Below are 25,000 nucleotides of genomic sequence, written 5' to 3'. Positions count from 1 at the left end.
ATGAGCTCCACGTCCATCCGCTTCGCCAACCCGGCCACCGCCGCGAGCGCCTACGCCATCGTGCTCGGCGGTGCGCTGCTGATGCTGGCGCCGTTCTACTTCATGTTCGTGTTCGCGACGCACTCGAACCGCGAGATCCTGTCGGTGCCGCCGCCGCTGTGGTTCGGCGATGCCTTCATCGACAACGTGAAGCTGCTGCTCGACCGCCTGCCGTTCTTCTGGCGCAACCTGAGCTGGAGCCTGTACATCGCGGTCGCGATCACCGCGCTGAACCTGCTGTTCTGCTCGCTGGCCGGCTTCGCGTTCGCGATGTACGACTTCAAGCACAAGGACCGGCTGTTCGCCTTCGTGATGGCGACGCTGCTGCTGCCGAGCTTCGTGGGGATGATCCCGACGGCACTGACGATGAGCTGGCTGGGCTGGCTGAACCAGCCGAAGGCGCTGATCGTGCCGGCGGCCTGCGGGGCGCTGGGCATCTTCATGATGCGGCAGTACATCGGCTCGGCGATACCGCGCGACCTGATCGATGCCGCGCGCATCGACGGCTGCGGCGAGTTCGGCATCTACCTGCGCATCATCGTGCCGCTGATCGGCCCGGCGCTGGGCACGTTGGGCCTGGTCACCTTCATCGGTGCGTGGAACAACTTCCTCGGGCCGCTGATCGTGATGCGCGACATGGAGATGTTCACCGTGCCGCTCGCGCTGCGTTCGCTGCAGGGCACCGGCCAGACGCCGTGGGGCGCGATCTGCGCCGGCTCGTCGATCGCGGTGCTGCCGCTGCTCGTGATGTTCGTGCTGGCCTCGCGCCGGCTGATCGAAGGGCTGACCGCCGGCGCGGTCAAGGCCTGACCCGTTTCATCTCAAGGATTCCGACCCGTGACCGACCCGAAATTTCCCCGCGGCTTCGCGTGGGGTGTTGCCACCAGCGCCTACCAGATCGAAGGCGCGGCCCGTGAGGACGGCCGCGGCCCGTCGATCTGGGACACGTTCTCGCACACGCCGGGCAAGACCTTCGAGGGCCACACCGGCGACGTCGCCTGCGACCACTACCACCGCTGGGCCGACGATGTCGAGCTGATCGCCGGCCTGAACGTCGACAGCTACCGCTTCTCGATCGCGTGGCCGCGCGTGCAGCCGCTGGGCCATGGCGCCTGGAACGACAAGGGGCTGGCGTTCTACGACCGGCTGGTCGACCGGCTGCTCGAGCGCGGCATCGCGCCGCACCTGACGCTGTACCACTGGGACCTGCCGCAGGGCCTGCAGGATCGGGGCGGCTGGGGCTCGCGCGACACCGCGTACCGCTTCGCCGAGTACGCCGAGGTGATCGGCCGCCGGCTGGGCGACCGGGTGGCGAGCATCGCCACGCACAACGAACCGTGGTGCACCGCCTTCCTCGGCAACGGCAATGGCCAGTTCGCACCGGGCTTCAAGGACCCGCAGCTGACGGTGCAGGTCGCGCACCACCTGCTGCTGTCGCACGGCCTCGCGCTGCAGGCGATGCGCGCGGCCGGCGTGAAGGCGCCGCTGGGCATCGTGCTGAACCAGTCGCCGGCGACGCCCGCCACGAACAGCGCGACCGACATCGCACTGGCCGAGCGCGAGTACGCGACCTTCGTGCGCTGGTACATGGACCCGATCTTCCTGAAGCGCTACCCGACGGCCCCCGGTGTGCACCTTTACCCGGTCACTCATGAAAACGATTTCGAAGTGATCGCGCAAAAGCTCGATTTCCTCGGCGTCAACTACTACACGCGGATCTGGGCCTCGAGCGAGGACCCGCCGCGTCCGCCGCCGAAGCTGCGTGGCGAGAGCGACATGGGCTGGGAGAACTATCCGCAGGGCTTGACGGAGCTGCTGGTGAAGATCCACCGCGACTACCCGTTGCCGCCGGTGTGGATCACCGAGAACGGCACGGCCTGTGCGGACAAGCTGGAGGGCGGCAAGGTGGCCGACCCGCAGCGCATCGACTACCTGAGCAGCCACCTGGGTGCGGTGAGTGACGCGATCGCGCAGGGCGTGGATGTGCGCGGCTTCTTCTACTGGAGCCTGCTCGACAACTACGAGTGGAACTCCGGCTACGCGAAGCGCTTCGGGCTGGTGCATGTCGACTACGCGACGCAGCAGCGCACCCTCAAGGACAGCGCTCATTGGTACCGCGAGTTCATCGCGCGTTCTCGGAGTGGGGGTTGAGATGGCGACGTTCGCGTGTCGGAGCGGCAAAGGCGCGGGTGGGCAGGCTGTGGCTCGCCGGCCGGTGCGGTCATCGCCCCGGAGGGGCGATGACTTCCCTCCGCTGACTGGTTTCGCGGCCCGTCGCCGAAACTCCCTCCGCTCGCTTCGCTCGCTGTGGTCAAACAGTCGGCGACAGTCAGTTCACGAAGCGTGCTGGCGCACGCGGGCCACGAAACCAGCCAGCTCCGGCGCCCCGTCCCTATTGGCGCTCCACAGCCTACCCACCCGCGCCTTTGTGGCGACGACGGTGATCCGTAGCCCGGATGCCAATCCGGGGTTTGTTCGACACATCCCGGATTGGCATCCGGGCTACGAACACAAGCCGTTCGGCGGCTGCGGCTGGGGGTGTGGCTGGGGGGCGATTTCTGGGGCGACGAAGAAGAGTGGCTTCGGCGGTGGCGTGCGCAGCACGCTTCGTGAACTGACTCATCGCCACTGTTTGACCACAACGAACGAAGTGAGTGGAGGGAGTTTGGCGATGCACCGCCGAAGCCACTCTTCTTCGTGGAGTCGGCCCGCCAGGGCCGACCGCCCCGGCATGAGCCGCCCGGCCACACCCCCAGCCGCAGCCGACGCGCACAACAAGACCTCATCGGAGACCTGAGCAACCATGTCCACCCTGACCCTGCGCGGCGTGCGCAAGAGCTACGAGAACAACGTCGAGGTGATCCGCGGTATCGACCTCGACATCGCCGATGGTGAATTCGCCGTCTTCGTCGGCCCGTCCGGCTGCGGCAAGTCCACGCTGCTGCGCATGATCGCCGGCCTCGAGGACATCGGCGGCGGCGAGATCCACATCGGCGGCGACCTGATCAACGAGGTGCCGCCCGCCGACCGAGGCGTCGCGATGGTGTTCCAGAGCTACGCGCTCTACCCGCACATGACCGTCGCCGAGAACATGGGCTTCGCGCTCAAGCTCGCCGGGCAGTCGAAGGACGACGTCAAGAAGGCCGTCGGCCGCGCCGCCGAGATCCTGCAGATCACGCACCTGCTCGAACGCAAGCCGAAGGCGCTCTCGGGCGGGCAGCGCCAGCGCGTCGCGATCGGCCGCGCCATCGTGCGCAAGCCGCGCGTCTTCCTGTTCGACGAGCCGCTGTCCAACCTCGACGCCTCGCTGCGCGTGCAGATGCGCATCGAGCTGTCGAAGCTGCACAAGGAAATCGGCAACACGATGATCTACGTCACCCACGACCAGGTCGAGGCGATGACGCTCGGCGACCGCATCGCCGTCTTCAACGCCGGCCGCATCGAGCAGGTCGGCACGCCGATGTCGCTGTACGAGCAGCCGGCCAACCAGTTCGTCGCCGGCTTCCTCGGCTCGCCGCGCATGAACTTCATTCCTTGCGTCGCGGCGGCGGCCGGCGGCGGCGCGGTGCAGCTGCGCGTCGAACAGGCCGGCACGCTCAGCCTGCCGGGTGGCCTGCCCTCGGGCGCGTCGGCGCAACTCGTGCTCGGCATCCGCCCCGAACACCTGGGCATCGGCCGCGTCGAGAACGGCCTCGCCGCCCGCGTCGACCTGCTCGAACACCTCGGCGATTCGATCATCGTGCACGCCACGCTGCGCGGCACCGCCAACACCGTCTCGCTGCGCGTGCCCGCCGACCAGGAAGGCCTCGGCGCCGGCCAGGACATCGGCCTCGTGCCGCAAGCCTCGCGCGCCCTGCTGTTCAACGACAACGGCGCCGCCCTCGCCCTCCACTAGGGATCCCCCATGCACGTTCCGCTGCCCACGCTCCTCACCGCCGTGATGAAAACGATTGCACCGCTGTTGCCGCGCGCGTTTTCCACGGACCGCCCGGTGCCGGCTGCAGCGTCGCGCCCCCGTTTTGGCCTGCCACTCCAAAGGCCAAAAGCCGCCACTTCGGCGAACGACCTTCCTTCCACCCCAACAGGAGACCAGGAGAAACCATGAACAAGAAACCTCTGTTCCTCGCGATGGCGCTTGCAGGCGCCGTCGGTTCGGCCGCCGCCGGACCAGTCATCGACTTCTCGGGCTACATGCGTGCGGGCGTCGGCCTGAACACGCGCGGCGGCAACCAGGTGTGCTACCAGCTGGCCGGCGCCGACACCAAGTGGCGCCTCGGCAATGAATGCGACTACGTCGTCGAGCCGAACATCAACGCGAAGCTCGCCGAATTCGAGGGCTCCGACTGGCACGTGCACGTGATGCCGAGCGTCTACAAGGCCTGGGATGCCGGCCAGTCGCAGCCCGACGCGCTGACCACGCGCTTCGGCCAGATCTACACCTACGGCGACCACATCAGCCAGCTGGCCAACGGCAAGATCTGGGCCGGCCGCCGCTTCTACAACCGCCTGCAGCTCGGCATCAACGACCAGTTCCTCGAGAACAACGACGGCAACGGTGCCGGCATCGAGGACATGGAGCTGGGCATCGGCAAGCTCAGCGTCGCGTTCATGATGGACCCGAACTACGGCGTGCCCGGTGTCGCCACCGACACCTCGGTGAAGAACAACCGCTTCACCTTCCCGGTGCGCCTGACCGGCATCAAGGACATCCCGAACGGCGAGCTGTCGATCTACGTCACCGGCTCGATGCAGTCGAAGACCAGCGGTGCCAACGGCCAGGAAGCTCCCAAGCAACCGAAGGGCCTCGCGGTCGGCGCCTACCAGACCATCAACGGCACGCTCGGCGGCGCGACCATCTTCGGCGCCAAGTTCGACAAGCTGGGCGAGACCAAGAACAGCCGCGTGGTGATCCAGCAGACCGGCAAGTTCGGTGAGACCACCGGCTGGGATGCGATCGCCGAGTACCGCATCAACAAGCAGATCAACGCCGCCGGCGGCGACGCCGGCAACAAGTGGTTCGCGCTCGGTGCGCGCACCGACACCTACCTCGGCGGGCCGTTCCGCGCGTTGCTCGAAGTGGGCCACGACCAGGTCAAGCCGGACCTCGGCTCGAGCCTCGCGGCCGCTGCCGGCAGCACCGGCAACCTGACGATGACCAAGATCACCGGCACGCTGGCCGCTTCGGCCGGCAAGGACCCGGGGTCGCGTCCGACCGTGCGCCTGTTCGTCACCCACGCCGCGTGGAACGAGGCGGCACGCCTGAACCTGGGCGGCACCACGCAGGCCGTCTTCGGCGACAAGAAGGCCGGCACGTCCGTCGGGGTCCAAGGCGAGACCTGGTGGTGATCGGCCCGGGCCGCCGCCGGACGGAGAGGTTTTGCCGCGGTTGGGGGATCGTGCTTGCCCGACTCCCCCGGTGTGCGGCCCGATCACGCGGGCTCGGCGCCTCGGCGCCGTGACCCGCGGGATCCCCACGGCGGTGGGGGTCCGAAGCGAGAGAGCGTTGGCCCGGCCCTGTGCCGGGCCTTTTTGCGTGTGCTCTTTCCGATCTGCTCGTTTCAGCCGGCGAGCAGCCGGCCGTCGATCGCGATGCGCAGCGTGCGCATCGTCAGCACCGCCAGCACCATCGTCAGGAAGGCGAGCAGCGCGAGGAAGCCGACCGCGAACGGCCCGATCAGCACCAGCAGCGACGGCACCATCGCCCCCACCAGCGGCTCGTGATGCACCCTTCGTGCTCGCCGCGGCCGGGCTGCTGCAGGGGCGGCGCGTCGCGACGCACTGGAATTCCGTCGAACGCCTCGCCGCCGAGAACCCCGGCGCCACCGTCGAGCCCGACGCGATCTACGTGAAGGACGGCCCGCTCTGCACCTCGGCGGGCGTGACGGCAGGCATGGACCTGGCGCTCGCGATGGTCGAAGAGGACCATGGCCGCGAGCTTGCGCTGCGCGCGGCGCGTCGGCGTGGCGCCGCGCGACTATCGGCGGCAGTTCACTTGACCGGGGCAGCGCAGGCGGGGTCGCGGGGCGGCACGATGGTCCACAGGATGTCGTAGGTCGACGTGGTCGAGCCGCCGGGCATGAACGGCAGCCTGTGCAGCGGCGGCGTGCCGGGCGGGGCCTCGTCGGCGCTGTGGAACAGCTGCACCGAGCCGGCCTCGCGCAGCGCCGCCAGGTCGACCCACGGCGACTTCAGCGGATCGCCCGACTCCAGCACCGGCGGGTTGCCGCCCGAATACACCGAGACCATGCCGCCCTCGTAGGTCGGGCCGACCACGAAGCGCAGCGGGCACGCGGTCGTCTGCCGCCAGGCGGCCAGCACCGTGTCGGCGAGGCGTTGCGCCGGGTAGAACTGGTCGGGGCGGCCGCGTCCGGCGAGCGTCGACGGATCGAGCACCGAGCGCGCGTAGGCCGCCATCAACGCGACGTGGATCACGAGCGCCAGCACGCACAGGCGCCGCAGCGTGGCCGCGCCGGTGCGTTTGCGCAGCAGCCAGGCGAACCACAGGCTGATGAACTGCACGCTCTGGAAGCCCCAGTGATCCTGCAGGCGCACGCCGAACACCAGGCACATCACGACCAGCACCGCGAGCGGGAAGCCGAGCAGCCCGAACAGCCAGGCTCGGCGCACGCGGGGAGGCACGGCATCCTCATGCGCCGCAGCGGCCGGCGCGGCGCGCTGCCAGGCCAGCAGCGCGAGCATCGCGACCAGCACCGGCACCAGCATCCGCAGGTGCACCGCAGTGAACGACAGCAGCTTCTGCACGCGGCCCGCGGCATCGAGCTGCAGCGCGGTCGTCGACGCATAGCGCAGCGTCGAGAACTGGTGGTGGAACACCCAGGCGATGTGCGGCGCGAACATCGCGAGCGAGATCAGCACCGCGAGCGCGAGCCCGATGCGCGCGCGGGCGGTGGCCAGCATGCCGCCCAGGCCCAGCGCGAGGATCAGCCCCGCCAGCCCGACCGCCGACTGGTACTTGGACAGCAGCGCGAGCCCCGCCAGCGCGCCGAGCGCGATCCACCCACCCCAGCCGGCGCGGGCATCGGCGGCGCGCAGTGCGACCCAGGCCGCAGCCGCCAGGCACAGCATCATCACCGTGTTGTGGTTGAACAGCTGGCCCTTCCAGCTGAACGCGAAGTGCAGCCCCCACAGCACGATGGCCACGCCGGCCAGCCGCTCGCCGAGCAGGCGGCGCGCGACCAGGAAGGTGAACACGGCAGTGCCGGCGACGCACAGCGCGGCCAGCACGTAGGGCCACAGCGGCGAGAAGCCGAACACGCGGATCGCGGCGGCCAGCATCCAGGTCGGCAGCGGTGGGTGCTTGTGGTAGCCGCCCTCGAAGCTGTGCGACCAGGTGAACTGCTCGAAGTGATCGCCCGGCTGGCCGGGGTTCAGCAGCGCTCCGAACAGCGCCCAGCCGATGCCGAACAGCAACGCGAATGCGAGCGCCGGCGGCAGGCGCGGAGCGCGAGCGGAGACAGGGGAAGACAAGGCCATGGGTGGGGGAAGCCGGCTGCCGACAGGGCGCCGCAGTTTAATCCCCGCCCCCCATGGACAAGGGTGCTTCGCGGTCGATCGGTACTCACCCTCTAGGCGCCGAGGCCCCGCCGCTCCTATCGTCGGTGACCGGTGCCATCGCGCCGATGCCGGAGTTGCACGTGGCCGATCCCATCCTGCCGGAACACCTCGCGCTGCAGCGCCTGTACCACTGGGAGCGCAGCGCGCCCGACCGCATCTGCTTCACGCAGCCGCAGGGTGGCGGCGTGTTGCGCGAGTTCACCTGGTCGCAGGCGATGGCCGAGGTGCGGCGCATGGCCGCCCACCTGCGCGAGCGCGGCGTGCGCGACGGCGCGAAGGTGGCGCTGCTGTCGAAGAACTGCGCGCACTGGCTGATGGCCGATTGGGCGATCTGGATGGCCGGCGGCGTCTCGGTGCCGCTGTACCCGACGCTGTCGGCCGCGACGATCCGGCAGATCCTGCTGCACAGCGAGGCGCAGCTGCTGTTCGTCGGCAAGCTCGACGGCTGGGAGGCGATGAAGTCCGGCATCCCGGACGAGCTGCCGTGCATCGGCATGCCGCTCGCGCCGCCGAACGGGTACCCGCAATGGGATGCGCTCGTCGCGCGCACCGCGCCGCTGACCGGCGAGCCGGTGCGCGACGCGGCCGAGCTCGCGACCCTCATCTACACCTCCGGCACCACCGGCATGCCCAAGGGCGTGATGCAGAGCTTCGGCGCGTTCGCATGGTCGATCCGCGCGGGCCTGAAGCGGCTGGACGCGATCGATCCCGACACCCGCATGCTGAGCTACCTGCCGCTGGCCCACGTGGCCGAACGGGCGCTGGTCGAGCACGGGCAGCTCGTGACCGGCATGCACCTGTTCTTCGCCGAGAGCCTGGAGACCTTCGCGAGCGACCTGCAGCGCGCGCGGCCGACGGTGTTCTTCTCGGTGCCGCGGCTGTGGGTCAAGTTCCAGCAGGGCGTGCACGCGAAGCTGCCGCCGGCGAAGCTGCAGCGCCTGTTGCGGATCCCGCTGGTCGGTGCGCTGGTGCGGCGCAAGATCCTGCGCGCGCTCGGTCTCGACCAGTGCCGCATCGCCGCCTGCGGCGCCGCGCCGCTGCCGCCGGAGCTGCGCCGCTGGTACGAGGGCCTGGGGCTGCCGATCCTCGATGCCTATGGCATGACGGAGAACTGCGGCGTGTCGCATGCGACGCACCCCGGGCGCGCGAGCCCCGGCACGGTCGGCCCGCCCTACGACGGCGTCGAGTGCCGCATCGCCGCAATCGACGGCGAGATCCAGATGCGCAGCCCGGGCTTGATGATGGGCTATTACAAGGCGCCCGGGCTGACGCGCGAGGCGATGACCGACGACGGCTGGCTGCACACCGGCGACAAGGGCGAGATCGACGCGCAAGGCAACCTGCGCATCACCGGCCGCGTGAAGGACCTGTTCAAGACGAGCAAGGGCAAGTACGTGTCGCCGGCGCCGATCGAGGACCAGCTGGTGATGCACCCGGCGGTCGAGGCCTGCTGCGTGATCGGTGCGAACCTGGGCCAGCCGATGGGCATCCTGATGCTGTCGCCGGCGGCCGCGCAGGGCGCGGGCAACCCGCTGTCGCGCCAGGAGCTGGAGACCTCGTTCGAGGCGCACCTGCGCCACGTCAACGAGCGGCTCGATCCGCACGAGCAGCTCGACTGCCTGGTCACGGTGAGCGAGCCGTGGACCGTCGACAACGGCTTCATCACGCCGACCTTCAAGGTCAAGCGCAACCGGATCGAGGAGGCGTACGGGGCCTTGTTCGAGGGCTGGTCACGGGCGGGTCGTGCCGTGCTGTGGCACGCGGGCTGACGTCTCGGTGGTCAGCCGTAGGACGAATCCTCGAAGTCGCGACCGGTGGCCGCGCGACGCAGGTCGATGTGCCGGATGGACTCTCGAATAGCGTTGTAGACGGCGCTCATGCGCCGATCGCGCTTTGCAGCTCGCACCGCACCGAGATCGACGACATCGGCCGATGTGGGTTCGTTCGAATTCGCGCGATCGAACGGGGATGCAGAGAAATTGAGGGGGAGCTGCTCAGGTGTCTTCATGTGCTGCTCCTGCTTGGGACGGGGCTTGAGAAACCAGCCTGCGCTGGATGAGAGATTCTACGACCAGCGCTTCCAGCGCGGGCAACGCCTCCAGGCTCTTCTCAAGCTTTGGCGTAGCGACATCGGGCCTGACGCGGATCACCTTGCCATTCTTCTTGCGCGAATCCGGCCGCATGCGGAACAGGCTCAGATAGCGGCTGGGCGCCACGCCGTCGTAGGGGATCAAGCGAACCTTCGATGCGTCCTGTTCATGCTCGCTCAACGCATCGCCGTGCAGCTTGATGGCCAAGCTCTTCTGGTAGGGCTCGATGTAGTAGATCTCCCGGATTCCAGCCGCGATGATGTGGCGGGCACATGAATGGCAGGGATAGGTCGTGATGTAGATGCGGCCATCTCGCACCCGGTCGCCCTTCTGTCGCAGCGCCGTCAGGATGGCATGCATCTCCGCGTGGATCGATCTGGAAAACTCGATCAACCCCCGCAGCTTCTTGTTCGTCAGTACTGCGGTGACGGCCTGATCACGCTTCTCCGCAGGGATCAACCCATCGAGCGATGCGATGACATGCTCTGCCAGCAGTGATTTTTCCTCGTCGTTGTAGCACTTGCCGCCATGATTCCAGCAACGCTTGTCCTGGTCGCCGTTCGTGTCGGCAGCGAGATCGGTCACGTAGAGGTCGCCGAATGCCTTCGGCACATCATTCCAGCCGACGGCCAGAACCTCGCCTGTGGCGTCGGTGACCGCAGCGCCCACTTGCCTCGACAGGCAGGCGGAGTTTCCTGCTGCGGAAGCGGCGGCGTACATGGCGGCTTCCGATCGCGTCGGCGTGATGACCTGCGTGCCGAGGATGAGGTTCAGAAATCGCTCAACTCGGGCACGCAGCTGAGTTTCGGTCTGCGAGTCCATCCGCAAGAAGAAGTCGCATTGGGGAAAGGTTTCGGCAACGGTTTGCCCACCCGCCAGTTCTTCACCTGAATCGCGATCCATCAATGCGGCAACAGCAGGGCCGTCGAGTCCATGCGAGCGCAATGCTTCCTCGCGCTGCCATAGCGGTGCGAAGACACCAACGACATACAGCGCCTCGCGGTACACGGTGCGCAGCAACTCCAGCTCTTCCTGGTTCTTGATCGAGTCGATGATGTGGCACACCCGACGGGGCACGTACTGGCCGCTCGTGGGATCTTTTCCCTCCAACTCCCTGTCGATCCGGATTTCATGGACGGCGAGTTCTGCCAACACGCCATGCCCGTACCTTTGCCGCATCTCGTCGCCGAGGCTGATCAGGGCGTGCCTGCGACGGTCTGGTCTTTGATCGATGGACCTGCTGGCCTTCCTCGCGTGGTCCTCGATGAAGCCGCTCAGCTTGATGACCTTGCAGGATGCGTAACCGAATGCCGTCTTGAGCATGTCCTGCAGTTTTGCGGCGACTTCATGGACAGGTGAGCCGATGGGGCCGCACAGGGCGATGACGAGTTCGCGCGTGTGAGTCGACGCCAATAGGTCCGAGGTGGCTGTGCCTTCGAACAGTTCTGCCGAGCGGGCGTGCTTCGGAGGGGCGAGTACGGGGCGAGGTTTGTTCATGTCTCTGAATTCCAGATTCACAGCGGGCGGGCGATGCACTGCTACTTCGGAACTGCCATGGAGCGTCGCCGACGCTGCAATGCGGCGAATTCTGTGCCTCGCCTGCGAGCCCGCCAAGAGGGGAATCGTCAACCACCGTCAACGGCATCCATCATCTGGGGGATGCCGGCTTTGTAGCACCTGCTCTGGATCGTGCCGTTCCCCACTAGACTGCCACCCCATGACCAAACTCGCCCTCACCTGCCTCGCGCTCGCCCTCACCGCCTGCGCCTCCGACGCCCCGCGCCAGACGCTCACGCAGGCCGGCGAGGCGATGGTCACCCCGCTGAACGACCTGAACCTGATCCGCACCGACATCCCCGCACCGCTGCAGGCCGCGCAGAAGGCGCCGTACGCGGTGCCGTCGCCGGCCGGCTGCACGGCGCTGGTCGCCGAGGTGCAATCCCTCGACGCGGTGCTCGGCCCCGATCTCGACACGCCGCCGTCGTCCAGCAACCCGAGCCTGATCGAGCGCGGCGCCGGCACCGCCAGCGGCATGGCAGTCGGCAACCTGCGCAGCGCTGCCGAAGGCGTGGTGCCGTTCCGCGGCTGGATCCGCAAGCTCAGCGGTGCCGAGCGCTATTCGCGCGATGTCGCCGCCGCCATCGCCGCCGGCACCGTGCGCCGTGCGTTCCTGAAGGGACTGGGCGCCGCCGCGACGTGCGAGATCCCGGCCATGCCGCGCGCCGCCAGCTGAGAGAGGGGCTCGGATGAGACGGCACCTGCTGCTCGCGGCCACCGCGGTTGCGCTGTGCCTGCCGGTCGTCGACGCGGCCCACGCGGCCGACGCGCCGCCGGTCGGCTACTACGGCATCGGCATCTCGGTGAAGACCGACGGCGGCATGCCGTGGAACCCGAAGCTGCAGAGCGTGACGATCTCGCGCGTGGCGCCTGCGTCGCCGGCCGCGCAGAAGGGCGTCGCGGTCGGCGACCAGGTGATCGCCGCCGACGGCCTGACGATCGCCGGGCGCAAGGCCCGCGAGCTGGAGCCGGTGATGCACAAGACGGTCGGCCAGTCCTTGCGCCTTGCGCTGAAGCGGCCGGACGGCAAGGCCTACGAGGTGACGCTGGTCGCGGTCGCGAAGCCCGCCCCCGCGGCACCGGCCCGGTGACGACGCTGCAGGTCAGGGTCAAGCCGAACGCGCGCCTGCGCCAGCTCGAGGCCCAGCCGGACGGCAGCTGGCTCGCCCACCTCAAATCGCCCCCGATAGATGGCAAGGCCAATCAGGAACTGATCGCGCTGATCGCCGAACATTTCGGCTTGCGCAAATCGCAGGTGCAGATCAAGAGCGGGGCGTCCGGCCGGATGAAGCTGGTGCAGTTCGAGTGACGAGCTTGCGGTGTCGCGCAGTTTTCCTCGATGTCGCCATGCTGACCATCACTGCCGAAGACCCCGGATCGCCCGATGCGCGGGCGCTGATGGACGAACTCTCCGACACGCTCGCCGCGATCACCGGCGACCCGGGTCGCTCCTCGTTCGATCCGGACGACGTGCGCCATCCGCTGGCGCGCTTCGCTGTCGCGCGCGACGCGCAGTCGCGGCCGCTCGGCTGCGGGGCGCTGCGGCCGCTGCAACCGGGCATCGCCGAACTGAAGCGCATGTACGCCCTGCCTGGCACCCGCGGCGTCGGCTCGGCGCTGCTCGCCTTCCTGGAAGCCGAGGCGTCTGCCCTCGGCTACCACGCCCTGTGGCTGTCGACCCGTGTCGTCAACGAGCGGGCCGTTCGCTTCTACGAATCGCGCGGCTATGCGCGCATCCCCAACTTCGGCCACTACGCCGGGCGCACGCAGTCGGTGTGCCTGGCGAAGGCGCTCGACGTTTCCCAGAACAGATCCGAGACAAACCCATGACCCATCCCTATCAAGACCCGGCCCGCCCGGTCCCCGAACGCGTGGCCGACCTGCTCGCGCGCATGACGCTCGACGAGAAGATCGCGCAGCTGCACGCCTTCTGGCTGGTGCTGTCCGAGGACGGCAACCATCGGCCGCGCATGGACAGCTTCACCGGCGGCAGCGACGCCGACACGGTGCGGCACGGCCTGCGCCATGGCCTGGGCCAGATCTCGCGCCCGCTCGGCAGCCACAGCGTCGACGCGGCCAGCGGCGTGCGTGCGCTGAACCGGCTGCAGAAATTCCTCGTCGAGGAGACCCGGCTCGGCATCCCGGCGCTGTCGCACGAGGAGTGCCTGGTCGGGCTGATGGGTCGCGGCGCGACGCTGTTCCCGTCGGCGCTGTCGTATGGCGCGACCTGGAACCCCGAGCTGGTCGAGCAGGTGGCGCAGGCGATCGGCCGCGAGGCGCGCAGCGTCGGCTGCCACCAGGGGCTGGCGCCGGTGCTCGACGTCTCGCGCGACGTGCGCTGGGGCCGCACCGAAGAGACCTTCGGCGAGGACCCCTACCTCGTCGGCGTGCTGGCCACGCGCTATGTGCGCGGGCTGCAGGGGCCGCGCCGCGACCTGCTCGCCACGCTGAAGCACTACGCCGGCCACTCGGCCAGCGAGGGCGCGCGCAACCACGCGCCGGTGAGCCTCGGCTGGCGCGAGCTGAACGACGTGTTCCTGCTGCCGTTCGAGATGGCGGTGAAGCAGGCGAACGCCGGCTCGGTGATGCCGGCGTACCACGACATCGACGGCGAGCCGTCGCATGCCTCGCAGCACCTGCTGACCGAGGTGCTGCGCCGCCAGTGGGGCTTCGACGGGCTGGTCGTCGCCGACTACGTCGGCATCAGCCTGCTCTACCAGCACCATGGCGTGGCCGCCGACCGCGCCGAGGCGGCGGCGCAAGCGTTCAATGCCGGGCTCGACATCGAGCTGCCCGGCGACGACTGCGCGCCGCAGCTGCGCGTGGCCTTGGAGCGCGGCCTGATCACGATGCAGAAGATCGACGAGATCGTCGCCCGCGTGCTGACCGAGAAAATCCGGCTCGGCCTGTTCGAGCGGCCGTATACCGACGTCGCCGCCATCGCATTGCAGCAGCCCGAAACGATCGCGCTCGCGCGCGAGGTGGCGCGGCAATCGGTCGTCGTGCTGCACAACGACGGCGTGCTGCCGCTGGAGGCGCGCGCCGGCCGGCGCATCGCGGTGATCGGGCCGACGGCAGACGACCCGCTGGCGCTGCTTGGCGGCTACAGCTTCCCGGTGCACCTCATCCTCAACGATCAGATCAACGACCAGGCCGAAGGCGCCTCGCAGGTCGTCACGCCGCTGGCTGCGCTGAAGGCGGTGTTCGGCGACGCGAACGTGCGCTACGCGCAAGGCTGCCCGATCCTCGAGGAGCGCAGCGCCGGCGCGCCGGTCTTCCCCGGCGACGTCGCCGAGGCGGTGAACGGCGAGCGGGTCTCGCGCGTCTCGCAGCGCCGCGACGGCATTGCCGAGGCGGCGGCCCGCGCGAAGGCTGCCGATGTCGCGATCGTCTGCGTCGGCGATCTCGCGGGCCTGTTCCAGACCGGCACCGTCGGCGAGGGCTCGGACGCCGATTCGCTCGCGCTGCCCGGCGTGCAGCAGGCGCTGCTCGATGCGGTGCTCGACACCGGCACGCCGACCATCGTCGTGCTGACCGGCGGGCGGCCCTACACGCTCGGCGGGCGCGAGCAGGAGCTGGCCGCGCTGGTGATGGCCTTCGCCGGCGGCCAGGAAGGCGGCACCGCGATCGCCGAGGTGCTGAGCGGCGCGGTCGAGCCGTCGGGCCGGCTGACGCTGTCGGTGCCGAAGAGCGCCGGCGCGATGCCGTACTTCTACAACCACAAGCTGAAGAGCGCCGGCACGCCGATCGCGCTGCATTTCGGCAGCCGCCATCCGTTCGGCCACGGGCTGTCGTACACGGCGTTCGCCTACGACGAGCTGCAGCTCGCGCAGCCGCAGGTCGACATCGAGCGCGGCGAGATTGCGCTGTCGTGCCGCATCACCAACACCGGCGCGCGCGCCGGCGTCGAGGTGCCGCAGCTGTACGTGCGGGACGTGCTGGCCTCGGCGGTGCGGCCGGTCAAGGAGCTGAAGGGCTTCGCCCGCGTGGCGCTCGCGCCGGGCCAATCGGCGCGCGTCAGTTTCCACCTGCCGGTCGACATGCTGAACTTCACCGGCGCGGCCGGCGCACGCATCGTCGAGCCCGGCGAGTTCGAGCTGCAGGTCGGTGCGTCGAGTGCCGACATCCGGCTGCGCACCCGCGTGCAGGTCACCGGCGCGGTGCGCACGCTGGGGCGCGACTGGCGCATGGAGAGCCGGGTCGTCTGTCAGATGCAAGGGTGAAGCAGACGTAGACTCGGCGAACCGTTGTTGCAGGTCCGCCATGTCCGAGCCGTCGAGCCATTTCCCTGTCCTCGAGACGCAGCGGCTGCTGCTGCGCGAGACCTCGCTGGCGGATGCGCCGGTGCTGTTCGCGATCCATTCGGATGCCGATGCGATGCGCTGGTTCGGCACCGAGCCCTTGCCCGACGAGCAGGCGGCGCAGAAGGTGATCGAGGGCTGGGCGACGGCGCGCACGCTGGCCAACCCGGGCATCCGCTGGGGCATCGAGCGGCGCGACGACGGCCGGCTGATCGGCACCTGCGGGATGTTCCGCTGGAACCGCCACTGGCGCGCCTGCATGGTCGGCTACGAACTCGCGCGCGAGGCCTGGGGCCAGGGCTACATGCACGAGACGCTGCTCGCGGTGCTGGGCTTCGGCTTCGTGCAGATGCAGCTCAACCGGGTCGAGGCGCAGGTGCATCCGGACAACGTCGCGTCGCTGAAGCTGGTGGAGCGGCTCGGCTTCGTGCGCGAAGGCCTGCTGCGCGAGGCCGGCTGGTGGGGCGGGCAGGCGCAGGACCTGGTGCAGTTCTCGCTGCTGCGGCGCGAGCAGCGGGTGGTGGTGCTGGATTCGTAGCCCGGATGGAGCGAAGCGCAATCCGGGAGCGGCGGCGAAAGTGAAGGACGGTCCCCGGATTGGCATCCGAGCTACGGGTTCGTCACCCCCTGGTGCACGCTCAGGAACACCTCCCCCTTGAACCACTGCTGCCAGCCACCCGCCCGCAGCCCGTCCATCACCGGCCCCTTCACCTCCGACAGGTCCAGCCGCATGCCGCGTGCGGCCAGCATGTCCTGCAGCGCGCGCAGCGCCTCCAGGCCGCTGAGGTCGATGCGGTTCACCGGCGCCATCTGCAGCAGCACGCGGCGCGTGTCCGGGTGAGTCGCCAGGTGCTGCGCGACCACGTCCTCCAGTTGGCGGGCGTTGGTGAACAGCAGGCTCTCGTCGATGCGCAGTGCCAGCACGCCCGGCGTCAGCTCCACTTGGTAGCGGTCGATGTTGCGGTAGTGCTCGGTGCCCGGCACGCGGCCGATCAGTGCCACGTGCGGCCGCGCGGTGCGCTGCAGCAGCAGCGCGATCGACGCCGCGACGCCCAGGCCGAGCGACCAGCCGGCGCCGAACAGCAGCATCAGCGCGGCCACCGCGACCATCACCACCCATTCGCTGCGCGCGTAGTGCCAGGCCTCGCGGAACGGCCCGAGCGCCAGGCCCGACAGCACCGCCACCAGGATGGTCGCGGCCAGCACCGGCGTCGGCAGCCAGCCGAGCGGCTGCGCCAGCAGCAGCATCGCCAGCACCATCAGCACCGCGGTGAACACGCCCGCCATGCGGGTGCGGCTGCCGGCCTCCAGGCTGACGATGCTGCGCGAGAAGCTCGCGCTGACCGGCATGCCGCCCGTCAGCGCCGCGGCCACGTTGGCCGCGCCCAACCCCGCCAGTTCGCGCCGCGGATCCACCCGCTGGCCGAGCCGGCGTGCCAGCGATTCGGCGACGACCAGGCTGCTGACGTAGGTGACCAGCGCGATCAGCAGCGACTGCGGCAGCAGCCCCCACCACAGCGCGGCGTCGAGCAGCGGCAGCGCGAACGTGGGCGACAGCGTCGGCAGCGCGCCGACCAGCGTCACGCCGTGCTGGTCGGCGCGGCTCAGCATCGCGATCGCCATCGCGCCGACCAGCACCGCCAGCGGCACCAGCCGGCCGATCAGCACCGCGCGCGGCCGGCCCAGCCGCGCGGCCAGCCAGGGCTGCGCATGGCGGCGCGTGAACCACAGCAGCGCGACCGCGCCCAGGCCGTAGGCCGCTGTCATCGGTGCCCACGGCCGCACTGCCTGCCACCAGCTGTGCAGCACCTGCACCGCGTCGGCACCGCGCGCCGACGAGCCGAGCAGCACCGGCAGCTGGCTGAGCGCGATCGACAGCGTTGCGCCGGTCTCGAAGCCGTGCAGCACCGGCACGCTGAGCAGCGCGGCCAGCGCATCGAGCCGCAGCCAGGCCGCCGCCAGCAGCAGCAGCCCGACCTCGGCCGCCAGCACCAGCGCGACCACGGGCGCCGGGGTGCCGGCCGGCGCCTGGCCGATCGCCTGCGCGATCATCAGTGCGAGCACCGCGGCCGGCCCGACGCCGAGCACCGGGCTGGAGCCGAGCGCCGCATACGCCACCAGCGGCAGCAGGCTCGCATACAGCCCGACCTGCGCCGGCAGCCCGGCGAGCAGCGCATAGGCCAGGCTCTGGGGGATCAGCAGCACGCTGATGACGAAGGCGGCGACCAGGTCGTCGCGCAGGGCCTCGCGACGGTAGGCGCGCCAATCCAGGCGCCAGGGGGTGAAACGCATGCGGCGATTGTCCGTCGAGTGCAATCCCCAAGGCAGCTGATTGCCTTCGGCGGGTGCCGGCCCAACACTCGCCGGGCGAGGCTGCGACCGCGGCCAGGGAGGCGACGACCATGTGGTGGCTCAACTTCAACCCGCAGTTCAACTGGCCGTTCAGCGGCTCGGTCGTGCAGGACATCCACCCCTCGCTGCTGGCCCGTGCCGGCAACGACGAGACCGAGCTGCGCGTGCTGCGCGAGGTGGCGTCGTACGGCAAGCAGATCGGCGTGCTCAGCGACCTGGTGCTGGGCCTGGCGAAGCGGCTGCCGGCCGGCGAGCTGGACGACGACGCCCGCCACGCACTCGACCAGCTCGAGGAGATGGCCGGCCGGATCGAGCGCATCAAGCTGGGCCAGGCACCGCTGCCGCCGACGGCCGACCAGGCCCGCTCGCAGCTGCAGGCGCTGCTCGCGCACTACCCCGAACTCGTGGCTGCCGTCCCCTCCGGACGCAAACGCTGAGTTTCCCGGCGTAAAGTCGCGGGCTGTTTCGGTGAACAGCCCACCCATGCGTTCGACAGTCGACTCCCCCGCCACCCCGCGACCGACCCGCCCCGCCATCAGCTGCGTGATGCCGGCCTACAACGAGGCCGCCAACCTGCCGGTGCTGCTGCCGCAATTGAGCGCGCACCTGGCCGGGCTCACCGACCGCTGGGAGGTCGTCATCGTCGACGACGGCAGCACCGACGGCACCGCGCTCGCGGTCGCGCCCTTCCTCTCGACGCCCGGCGTGCGCTATGTGCGGCTGTCGCGCAACTTCGGCAAGGAACAGGCGCTGACCGCCGGCATCGACCTGGCGCGCGGCGAGGTCGTCGTGCTGATGGATTCCGACCTGCAGCACCCGGTCGACCTGATCGACCGCATGGTGCAGGCCTGGGTCGGCGGGGCCGACATGGTGTGCGCCGCGCGCGCCTCGCGCGCCGACGAGACCTGGTCCAAGCGGCTGGGCACCTGGGCCTTCTACCGGCTCGTCAACACGAAGCACTCGGTGCACATCCCGGTGGATGCCGGCGATTTCAGGCTGATGGACCGGCGCGTGGTCGATGCGCTGAAGTCGCTGCCCGAGCGCAACCGCTTCATGAAGGGGCTGTACGCGTGGGTCGGGTTCCGCACCGAGATCATCGACTACACGCCGGCCGAACGGCATGCCGGCACCAGCAGCTTCTCGATGCGCAGCCTGGTGCGGCTCGCGCTGACCGGCGTCACCGCGTTCTCGAACGTGCCGCTGCGGCTGTGGAGCGCGCTCGGCGCGCTGATCGCGTTCGGCGGCATGGGCTTCGGGCTGCTCGTGATCGCCCAGCACTTCATCTACGGCCACGACGTGCCGGGCTGGGCCACGCTGGTGTGCAGCCTGATGTTCTTCAGCGGCGTGCAGCTGCTGTCGATCGGCATCCTCGGCGAGTACGTCGGCCGCATCTTCGACGAGGTCAAGCGCCGCCCGATCTACCTGGTGGCGAGCGAGGCCGGCCAGGGCCTGGCGGAGACGGAATCCCGATGACCGGCGCGCCGCGCACCCTCGGCCTGTGTGCCGACGACTTCGGGCTGTGGCTGTCGGTCTCGCGCGGCATCGCACGGCTGGCGCATGCGCAGCGCCTGACCGTGGTGTCGTGCATCACGACCGGCGATGCCTGGCGGGCCAGTGCGCCGTTGCTGGCCGACCTGCCCGACAGCGTCGAGTGCGGCCTGCACTTCAACCTGACCGAGGGGCTGCCGCTGAGCGCCGAGCTGGCGCGCGTGTGGCCGGTGCTGCCGCCGCTGCCCACGCTGATCGTGCAGGCCCACCTGCGCCGGCTGCCGGTCGACGCGCTGCGCGCCGAATGGCAGGCGCAGCTGGCCGCCTTCACCGACGCGACCGGCCGCGTGCCGCAGACCATCGACGGCCACCAGCATGTGCACCACCTGCCGCAGGTGCGCGAGCTGCTGCTGCACGGCATCGGCCAGCTGCTGCCGGCGCCGGCGGTGCGTGACACCGGGGTGCTGCCCGGGCCGGGCTTCGCCATCAAGCGCCAGCTGATCGCCGGCACCGGCGGGCGCCGGCTGCACCGCGAGCTGCTGCGCCGCGGCTGGCTGCACAACCCGGCGCTGCTCGGCGTCTACGACTTCGTCGACACCGACTACCGCGGCTGGATGCAGCGCTGGCTGCGCGCGTTGCCGGATTCCGGCGGGCTGGTGTTCTGCCACCCGGGCGAGATCGATGCGCAGTCGGCCAGCGACGCGATCGCCGCGGCGCGGCAGCGCGAGCTGGCCTACCTGGAAAGCGGGGCGTTCGCCGACGACCTGGCGGCGGCGAACGTCAAGCTCGGGCGGGTCTGGCAGCGCGGCATCACCGTTCCGTAGCCCGGGTGAGAACCCGGGTTGTCACCCGGGCTACGAGAATGTCCAGCGCCGGTTGATCAGGAAGGTCAGAACCAGCCCGGCAAGTGTCGCGACGACCTGCGCCAGCAGGTAGTGCCACCCCAGTGCAACACCACTCGCGACGATCGCCATGCCGACCAGCGCCCCGATCAGCGCCGTCCCTTGGAACTTCAGCCAGGCCGGCCCGAGCGCGCCGCGGTGATCGAACGTGAAGCGCCGGTTGCCGAAGAACGCGACCTGCGCGCCGAGCGCCGCACCGAGCCCGGATGCGATCCAGGCCGGCAGATGCATCCACTCCACCAGCGCGGCCAGCAGCGCATAGTGCGCCGCGGTCGCGAGCACACCCACCAGGCCGTAGCGAAGGAAGCGGGCGAACAGATCGGTCAGCGAGGCGGCCATGGCCGCGCATTAAACCCCACCAGCGACCTCAGTCGACTTTCGCGCCCGACACCTTCACCACCTGCGCCCATTTCTTCGTCTCGGCCGCGATGTACGCCGCGAACTCCGCCGGCGGCATGCCGCTCGGGATCGCGCCCTGCGCCAGCAGCCGCTCCTTGAGCGCCGGCGTGCCGAGCGCCTTGGCGCTTTCCTGCTGCACCCGGTTGACGATCTCCGCCGGCGTGCCGGCCGGTGCCAGCAGCCCGAACCACGAGCTCGCATCGAAGCCCTTCACCGGCCCGGCCTCGGCGACCGTCGGCACGTCGGGCAGCGCGGCGCTGCGCTGCGCGCTGGTGACGGCCAGCGCCTTCAGCTTGCCGGCCTTGATCTGCGGCATCGCCGACGGCAGGTTGTCGAACATCAGGTCCATCGTGCCGCCGATCAGGTCGAGCAGCGCCGGCGACGAGCCGCGGTACGGGAAGTGCAGCATGAAGGTGCCGGTCATGCTCTTGAACAGCTCGCCGCTCAGGTGGATCGAGGTGCCGTTGCCGCTGGACGCCATGTTCAGCTTGCCCGGGTGCGCCTTCGCATAGCGGATCAGGTCGGCCACGCTGTGGATCCCCGCGGCCTCGGCCTTGGCCGGGTTCACCACCAGCACGTTGGGCACGCCGGCCACCAGCGTGACCGGCGCGAAATCCTTGATCGGGTCGAACGGCAGCTTCGGGTACAGCGACTGGTTGATGCCGTGCGTGCCGACCGTGCCCATCAGCAGCGTGTAGCCGTCCGGCGGCGACTTCGCCACCTGCTCGGCACCGACGTTGCCGCCGGCCCCCGGCTTGTTGTCGACGATGAACTGCTGGCCGAACGCCCGGCTCAGCTCGGGCGCGAGCGCACGCGCCAGGATGTCGGTGGTGCCGCCCGGCGCGAACGGCACGACGATGCGCACCGGCTTGGTCGGCCAGGCGCCCTGGGCGCGCACGGGAAAGGTCAGGGCGGCAGTGGCGGCGGCCGTTGCGGTGGCGAGCACCTGGCGGCGTGTCGGACAGGTCATGGGAACTCCGGTCTTCTCGAGGGATGGGCCCAGTGTGCGGCAGCGCAACGCCACCCCGTACCCGCGCTCGCCCTACTTCTCACCACCCGGGCGCTGTGCCACGATTCACCTGCATCCAGCACGCTCTCGTGCCCACCGGAACCGACGACCGTGCCCCCACCGTTTCCGCCTGCCGACGACCTCGGCGCGATCATCGCCCGGGTCCAGTCGCGCTACATCCGCGCCGCGCCGCCGCGCGAGATGCTGGCGCCGCTGCTGACCGACCTGCTCGAGAGCACCGCCTGCGAGTACGGCTTCATCGCCGAGGTGCTGCACGATGGCGACGGCGCGCCCTACCTGCGCTTCTACGTGCTGACCGACATCTCGTGGGACGACGCGACACGCGCGCTGTACGAGCGCCACATGCAGGGCGGCCCGGAGCACACGATCGAGTTCCACAACATGCGCACGCTGTTCGGTGCCGCCATCACCAGCGGCGCGCCGGTCATCAGCAACGACCCCGACGTCGACCCGCGGCGCGGCGGTCTGCCGCCCGGCCATCCGGCGATGCGCTCCTTCCTTGGCGTGCCGCTGTTCCACGGCGGCGAGATGCTCGGCATGGTCGGCCTCGCGAACCGGCCGGATGGCTTCGACCAGGCCCTGGTCGAGCGGCTGCAGCCGCTCTTCACCAGCGTCGGCGCGATCCTCGGCGCGGTCCGCAACGACCGCGAGCGGCGCGAGGCCGAGAACGCGTTGCGCGCGAGCGAGACCCAGCTGCGCGCGGTGCTCGAGATGGCCGGCTCCGGCATCGTGCAGATCGGGCTCGACGGCTTCCCGCTGTTCCTGAACCAGCAGCTGTGCGACATGCTCGGGCGCAGCCGCGCCGAGCTGCTCGCGCTCAGCACCGAAGACGTGACCCACCCCGACGACCTGGCGGGCGAGCGGCGCCGGCGGCGCCAGCTGCTGGCCGGCGAGATCCCGCGCTACCGTGCCGACAAGCGCTACCTGCATGCCGACGGCCGCATCGTCTGGGCCACCATCAACGTCACGCTGGTGCGCAAGCCCGACGGCCATCCCGACTACCTGATCGCGGTGGTGCAGGACATCACCGAGCGCAAGCAGGCCGAGTCCGAGCTGCGCGCGAGCCGCCAGCGCTTCGTCGACCTGCTGAACTCCGTCGACGGCATCTTCTGGGAGGGCGACCCACGCACCGAGAACTTCACCTTCGTCAGCGACAAGGCCAAGCAGCTGCTCGGCTACCCGCAGGCCGACTGGATGCAGCCGCGCTTCTGGATCCTGCACGTGCACCCCGACGACCGCGACCGCGCGCTGCGCGAGGTCGCCGATTCGCAGCTCACCGGCTCGGTCAGCGCGATCGAGTACCGCTTCTACGCGGCCGACCGCAGCGTGCGCTGGATGAGCAGCTGGGTCACGGTGTTCCGCCCCGAGGGCGGCCACCGGCTGCTGCGCGGGCTGATGATCGACATCACCGAGCGCAAGCGCGTCGAGGAGGCGGTGCTCGCGGCCGAATCGGCGCAGCGTGCGAACGCCGCGAAGACCGAGTTCCTGTCGCGCATGAGCCACGAGCTGCGCACGCCGCTGAACGCGGTGCTCGGCTTCGCGCAGCTGCTGGAGCTCGACAGCCAGCAGCCGCTGAACGCGGCGCAGCAGATGCGGGTGCAGCACATCACGCAGGCCGGCACCCACCTGCTCGCGATGATCAACGACGTGCTCGACCTGTCGCGCATCGAGAGCGGCGGCGTCGCGCTGGTGTCGGGCAGCGTCGCGCTGCGGCGCGTCGTCGACGAGGCGCTCGCGATGGTCGCGCCGGCCGCGGCCGAGGCCGGCGTGCAGCTGCTGATCGAGCGCGCATCGCCGCAGGCGGCCGATCCGCGCACCTGCGTGCAGGCCGACCACCTGCGGCTGCGCCAGGTGCTGGTGAACCTGCTGAGCAATGCGATCAAGTACAACCGCCGCGGCGGCCAGGTGCTGCTGAGCTGGCCGGTCGACGAGGGCGTGGGGCTGGTGCACCTGCGGGTGCGCGACACCGGCGAGGGGCTGGTGCCGGCGCAGATCGCGCACCTGTTCGAGCCGTTCAACCGGCTCGGCGCCGAGCGCAGCGGCGTCGAGGGCACCGGCATCGGCCTGGTGATCACGCAGCGCCTGGTGCAGCTGATGAACGGCCGGCTGTCGGTCGAGAGCGAGCCGGGCGTCGGCAGCGTCTTCACCGCGAGCCTGCCGTGGGTGCCGGCGGCGGCGTCGGACCCGGGCTTCGCGCCCACCGAGGTGTCCGTCGACATTCCGGCGGTGCCGTGGACGGTGCTGTACGCCGAGGACAACCCGATGAACGTCGAGCTGGTGCGCCAGGTGATGAAGATGCGGCCCGACTGGCGGCTGCTGGTGGCGGCCAACGGGCGCCAGGCGGTCGAGATGGCGCTGCAGCAGCGCCCCGACCTGCTGCTGCTCGACATGCACCTGGGCGACATGAGCGGCGTCGAGGTGTCGCGCGCGCTGGAGGCGGCGCTCGGCTGCCCGCGCATCGCGCTGTCGGCGGATGCGACGCCGGAGCAGTCCAAGGCGGCGCGCGCGGCGGGCTTCGCGGCCTACCTGACCAAGCCGGTGAATGTGGCGCAGCTGCTGCGGTGTCTGGATGAGCAACGGGGGGCGTAGCAAAGGCGCGGGTGGGGAGGCTGGGGCTCGCCGGTCGGTGCGGTCGTSGCCCCTGGCGGGGCGACGACTGCCCTCCGCTGRCTGGTTTCGYGGCCCGTCGCCGAAACTCCCTCCACTCACTTCGTTCGTTGTGGTCAAACAGTCGGCGACAGTCAGTGCACGAAGCGTGCTGCGCACGCGGGCCACGAAACCAGCCAGCTCCGGCGCCCCACCCTGATTGGCGCTCCCCAGCCTCCCCACCCGCGCCTTTGTGCCACCGCACTGCTACTTTTTGGGTGACGAGCGAACAAGTGGGGTTTGATGCCCGGGTTGTCACCCGGGCCCGGTTCCGCGTCTTCGGTCAGTCGTTCCTCCATCTCGACACCCTCATGTGCTGCGTCTGGTGGCGCCGGTCAGCGGCATTCCTTGCCCGGGTAATAACCCGGGCTCAACCTTCACTTGTTCGCTTGTCACCTCCCAAAGGAGCAGGGTGGTGCCACAAAGGCATGTGGGGGGAGGCTGGGGAGCGCCAATAGGGACGGGGCGCCGGAGCTGGCGGGTTTCGTGGCCCGCGTGCGCAGCACGCTTCGTGAACTGACTGTCGCCCACTGTTTGACCACAACGAACGAAGTGAGTGGCGGGAGTTTGGGCGACGGGCCATGAAACCAGTCAGCGGAGGGAAGTCTTCGCCCCCCAGGG

At 69.9% G+C, this 25,000-nt stretch carries 23 protein-coding genes and 1 pseudogene; 17 read left to right on the top strand and 7 right to left on the bottom strand.

Annotation, left to right across the window (positions count from 1 at the left end; genetic code table 11):
- From AC1DXV_RS00665 to AC1DXV_RS00645, 5 genes are all read left to right on the top strand, one after another.
- A complete protein-coding gene (locus tag AC1DXV_RS00665) occupies positions 1-849 on the top strand; it encodes a carbohydrate ABC transporter permease (protein ID WP_477864991.1) in 849 nt (282 codons plus the stop codon).
- A 27-nt stretch (positions 850-876) separates the two neighbouring features.
- On the top strand, positions 877-2,190 hold the full coding sequence (locus tag AC1DXV_RS00660; RefSeq protein ID WP_477864990.1) for a GH1 family beta-glucosidase: 1,314 nt from the start codon (positions 877-879) through the stop codon (positions 2,188-2,190).
- A 652-nt stretch (positions 2,191-2,842) separates the two neighbouring features.
- Positions 2,843-3,934, top strand: a complete 1,092-nt coding sequence (locus AC1DXV_RS00655; RefSeq protein WP_477866863.1) for an ABC transporter ATP-binding protein — start codon at positions 2,843-2,845, stop codon at positions 3,932-3,934.
- A gap of 9 nt (positions 3,935-3,943) precedes the next feature.
- Positions 3,944-4,144 carry a hypothetical protein gene (locus tag AC1DXV_RS00650; protein ID WP_477866861.1) on the top strand — a complete coding sequence of 67 codons (201 nt, stop codon included), beginning with the start codon at positions 3,944-3,946 and terminating at the stop codon, positions 4,142-4,144.
- Positions 4,141-5,385, top strand: a complete 1,245-nt coding sequence (locus tag AC1DXV_RS00645) for a carbohydrate porin (protein ID WP_477866859.1) — start codon at positions 4,141-4,143, stop codon at positions 5,383-5,385. The genes AC1DXV_RS00650 and AC1DXV_RS00645 overlap by 4 nt, the downstream gene beginning before the upstream one ends.
- Positions 5,386-5,597: 212 nt before the next feature.
- Here AC1DXV_RS00645 and AC1DXV_RS00640 read toward each other — a convergent pair whose 3' ends face one another.
- Positions 5,598-5,765 carry a hypothetical protein gene (locus AC1DXV_RS00640; RefSeq protein ID WP_477866857.1) on the bottom strand — a complete coding sequence of 56 codons (168 nt, stop codon included), beginning with the start codon at positions 5,763-5,765 and terminating at the stop codon, positions 5,598-5,600.
- A gap of 5 nt (positions 5,766-5,770) precedes the next feature.
- On the opposite strand from AC1DXV_RS00640, the pseudogene AC1DXV_RS00635 reads away from it, so the two are divergent.
- Positions 5,771-6,061: pseudogene (locus AC1DXV_RS00635) on the top strand (DJ-1/PfpI family protein); the annotation flags it as partial.
- Here the strand turns inward: AC1DXV_RS00635 and AC1DXV_RS00630 are convergent.
- On the bottom strand, positions 6,028-7,533 hold the full coding sequence (locus AC1DXV_RS00630; protein ID WP_477866855.1) for a glycosyltransferase family 39 protein: 1,506 nt from the start codon (positions 7,531-7,533) through the stop codon (positions 6,028-6,030). The pseudogene AC1DXV_RS00635 and the gene AC1DXV_RS00630 overlap by 34 nt on opposite strands.
- A 146-nt stretch (positions 7,534-7,679) precedes the next feature.
- Here AC1DXV_RS00630 and AC1DXV_RS00625 point away from each other — a divergent pair, with 146 nt between their 5' ends.
- Complete coding sequence (locus AC1DXV_RS00625; protein ID WP_477866865.1) at positions 7,680-9,383, top strand: AMP-binding protein; 1,704 nt, start codon at positions 7,680-7,682, stop codon at positions 9,381-9,383.
- A gap of 11 nt (positions 9,384-9,394) precedes the next feature.
- Here the strand turns inward: AC1DXV_RS00625 and AC1DXV_RS00620 are convergent, their stop codons facing one another.
- Complete coding sequence (locus tag AC1DXV_RS00620) at positions 9,395-9,622, bottom strand: hypothetical protein (RefSeq protein ID WP_477932106.1); 228 nt, start codon at positions 9,620-9,622, stop codon at positions 9,395-9,397.
- On the bottom strand, positions 9,609-11,201 hold the full coding sequence (locus AC1DXV_RS00615) for an anti-phage dCTP deaminase (RefSeq protein ID WP_477932104.1): 1,593 nt from the start codon (positions 11,199-11,201) through the stop codon (positions 9,609-9,611). The genes AC1DXV_RS00620 and AC1DXV_RS00615 overlap by 14 nt, the downstream gene beginning before the upstream one ends.
- Before the next feature lie 220 nt (positions 11,202-11,421).
- On the opposite strand from AC1DXV_RS00615, the gene AC1DXV_RS00610 reads away from it, so the two are divergent.
- From AC1DXV_RS00610 to AC1DXV_RS00585, 6 genes are read left to right on the top strand one after another with little or no spacing between them, the layout of a single operon-like run.
- The gene (locus tag AC1DXV_RS00610) at positions 11,422-11,937 is read left to right on the top strand and encodes a hypothetical protein (protein ID WP_477932102.1); all 516 of its coding nucleotides are present in this window, start codon (positions 11,422-11,424) and stop codon (positions 11,935-11,937) included.
- Between the two features lie 13 nt (positions 11,938-11,950).
- A complete protein-coding gene (locus AC1DXV_RS00605) occupies positions 11,951-12,352 on the top strand; it encodes a PDZ domain-containing protein (RefSeq protein WP_477865576.1) in 402 nt (133 codons plus the stop codon).
- A complete protein-coding gene (locus AC1DXV_RS00600) occupies positions 12,349-12,570 on the top strand; it encodes a DUF167 domain-containing protein (protein WP_477865577.1) in 222 nt (73 codons plus the stop codon). Before AC1DXV_RS00605 ends, AC1DXV_RS00600 begins: the two co-directional genes overlap by 4 nt.
- Before the next feature lie 38 nt (positions 12,571-12,608).
- Complete coding sequence (locus AC1DXV_RS00595) at positions 12,609-13,091, top strand: GNAT family N-acetyltransferase (protein WP_477865578.1); 483 nt, start codon at positions 12,609-12,611, stop codon at positions 13,089-13,091.
- A complete protein-coding gene (locus tag AC1DXV_RS00590) occupies positions 13,088-15,484 on the top strand; it encodes a glycoside hydrolase family 3 N-terminal domain-containing protein (RefSeq protein WP_477932100.1) in 2,397 nt (798 codons plus the stop codon). The genes AC1DXV_RS00595 and AC1DXV_RS00590 overlap by 4 nt, the downstream gene beginning before the upstream one ends.
- A gap of 40 nt (positions 15,485-15,524) precedes the next feature.
- Positions 15,525-16,100: a GNAT family N-acetyltransferase gene (locus AC1DXV_RS00585; protein WP_477865580.1), complete on the top strand. Its 576-nt coding sequence runs from the start codon at positions 15,525-15,527 to the stop codon at positions 16,098-16,100.
- Positions 16,101-16,171: 71 nt separating this feature from the next.
- On the opposite strand, the gene AC1DXV_RS00580 is transcribed toward AC1DXV_RS00585, so the two are convergent.
- Positions 16,172-17,854 carry a SulP family inorganic anion transporter gene (locus AC1DXV_RS00580; protein WP_477932098.1) on the bottom strand — a complete coding sequence of 561 codons (1,683 nt, stop codon included), beginning with the start codon at positions 17,852-17,854 and terminating at the stop codon, positions 16,172-16,174.
- 110 nt (positions 17,855-17,964) lie between these two features.
- On the opposite strand from AC1DXV_RS00580, the gene AC1DXV_RS00575 reads away from it, so the two are divergent.
- The 3 genes from AC1DXV_RS00575 to AC1DXV_RS00565 are packed head-to-tail and all read left to right on the top strand — an operon-like array spanning position 17,965 to position 20,226.
- Positions 17,965-18,351: a hypothetical protein gene (locus AC1DXV_RS00575; RefSeq protein WP_477865582.1), complete on the top strand. Its 387-nt coding sequence runs from the start codon at positions 17,965-17,967 to the stop codon at positions 18,349-18,351.
- 46 nt (positions 18,352-18,397) lie between these two features.
- Positions 18,398-19,387, top strand: a complete 990-nt coding sequence (locus AC1DXV_RS00570; RefSeq protein ID WP_477865583.1) for a glycosyltransferase family 2 protein — start codon at positions 18,398-18,400, stop codon at positions 19,385-19,387.
- On the top strand, positions 19,384-20,226 hold the full coding sequence (locus AC1DXV_RS00565; protein WP_477932096.1) for a ChbG/HpnK family deacetylase: 843 nt from the start codon (positions 19,384-19,386) through the stop codon (positions 20,224-20,226). Before AC1DXV_RS00570 ends, AC1DXV_RS00565 begins: the two co-directional genes overlap by 4 nt.
- 30 nt (positions 20,227-20,256) lie before the next feature.
- On the opposite strand, the gene AC1DXV_RS00560 is transcribed toward AC1DXV_RS00565, so the two are convergent.
- Both AC1DXV_RS00560 and AC1DXV_RS00555 read right to left on the bottom strand, forming a co-directional pair.
- Positions 20,257-20,643 carry a GtrA family protein gene (locus tag AC1DXV_RS00560; RefSeq protein WP_477865585.1) on the bottom strand — a complete coding sequence of 129 codons (387 nt, stop codon included), beginning with the start codon at positions 20,641-20,643 and terminating at the stop codon, positions 20,257-20,259.
- Between the two features lie 28 nt (positions 20,644-20,671).
- On the bottom strand, positions 20,672-21,673 hold the full coding sequence (locus AC1DXV_RS00555; RefSeq protein WP_477865586.1) for a Bug family tripartite tricarboxylate transporter substrate binding protein: 1,002 nt from the start codon (positions 21,671-21,673) through the stop codon (positions 20,672-20,674).
- Between the two features lie 150 nt (positions 21,674-21,823).
- Here AC1DXV_RS00555 and AC1DXV_RS00550 point away from each other — a divergent pair, with 150 nt between their 5' ends.
- A complete protein-coding gene (locus AC1DXV_RS00550; protein WP_477932094.1) occupies positions 21,824-24,322 on the top strand; it encodes a PAS domain S-box protein in 2,499 nt (832 codons plus the stop codon).
- Positions 24,323-25,000: the final 678 nt, after the last annotated feature.

It is taken from the genome of Rhizobacter sp. P3_C12 (genome assembly GCF_056402735.1).
The sequence above is the reverse complement of the archived record's forward strand: the minus strand, read 5'-3'. Positions and strand labels throughout refer to the sequence as shown.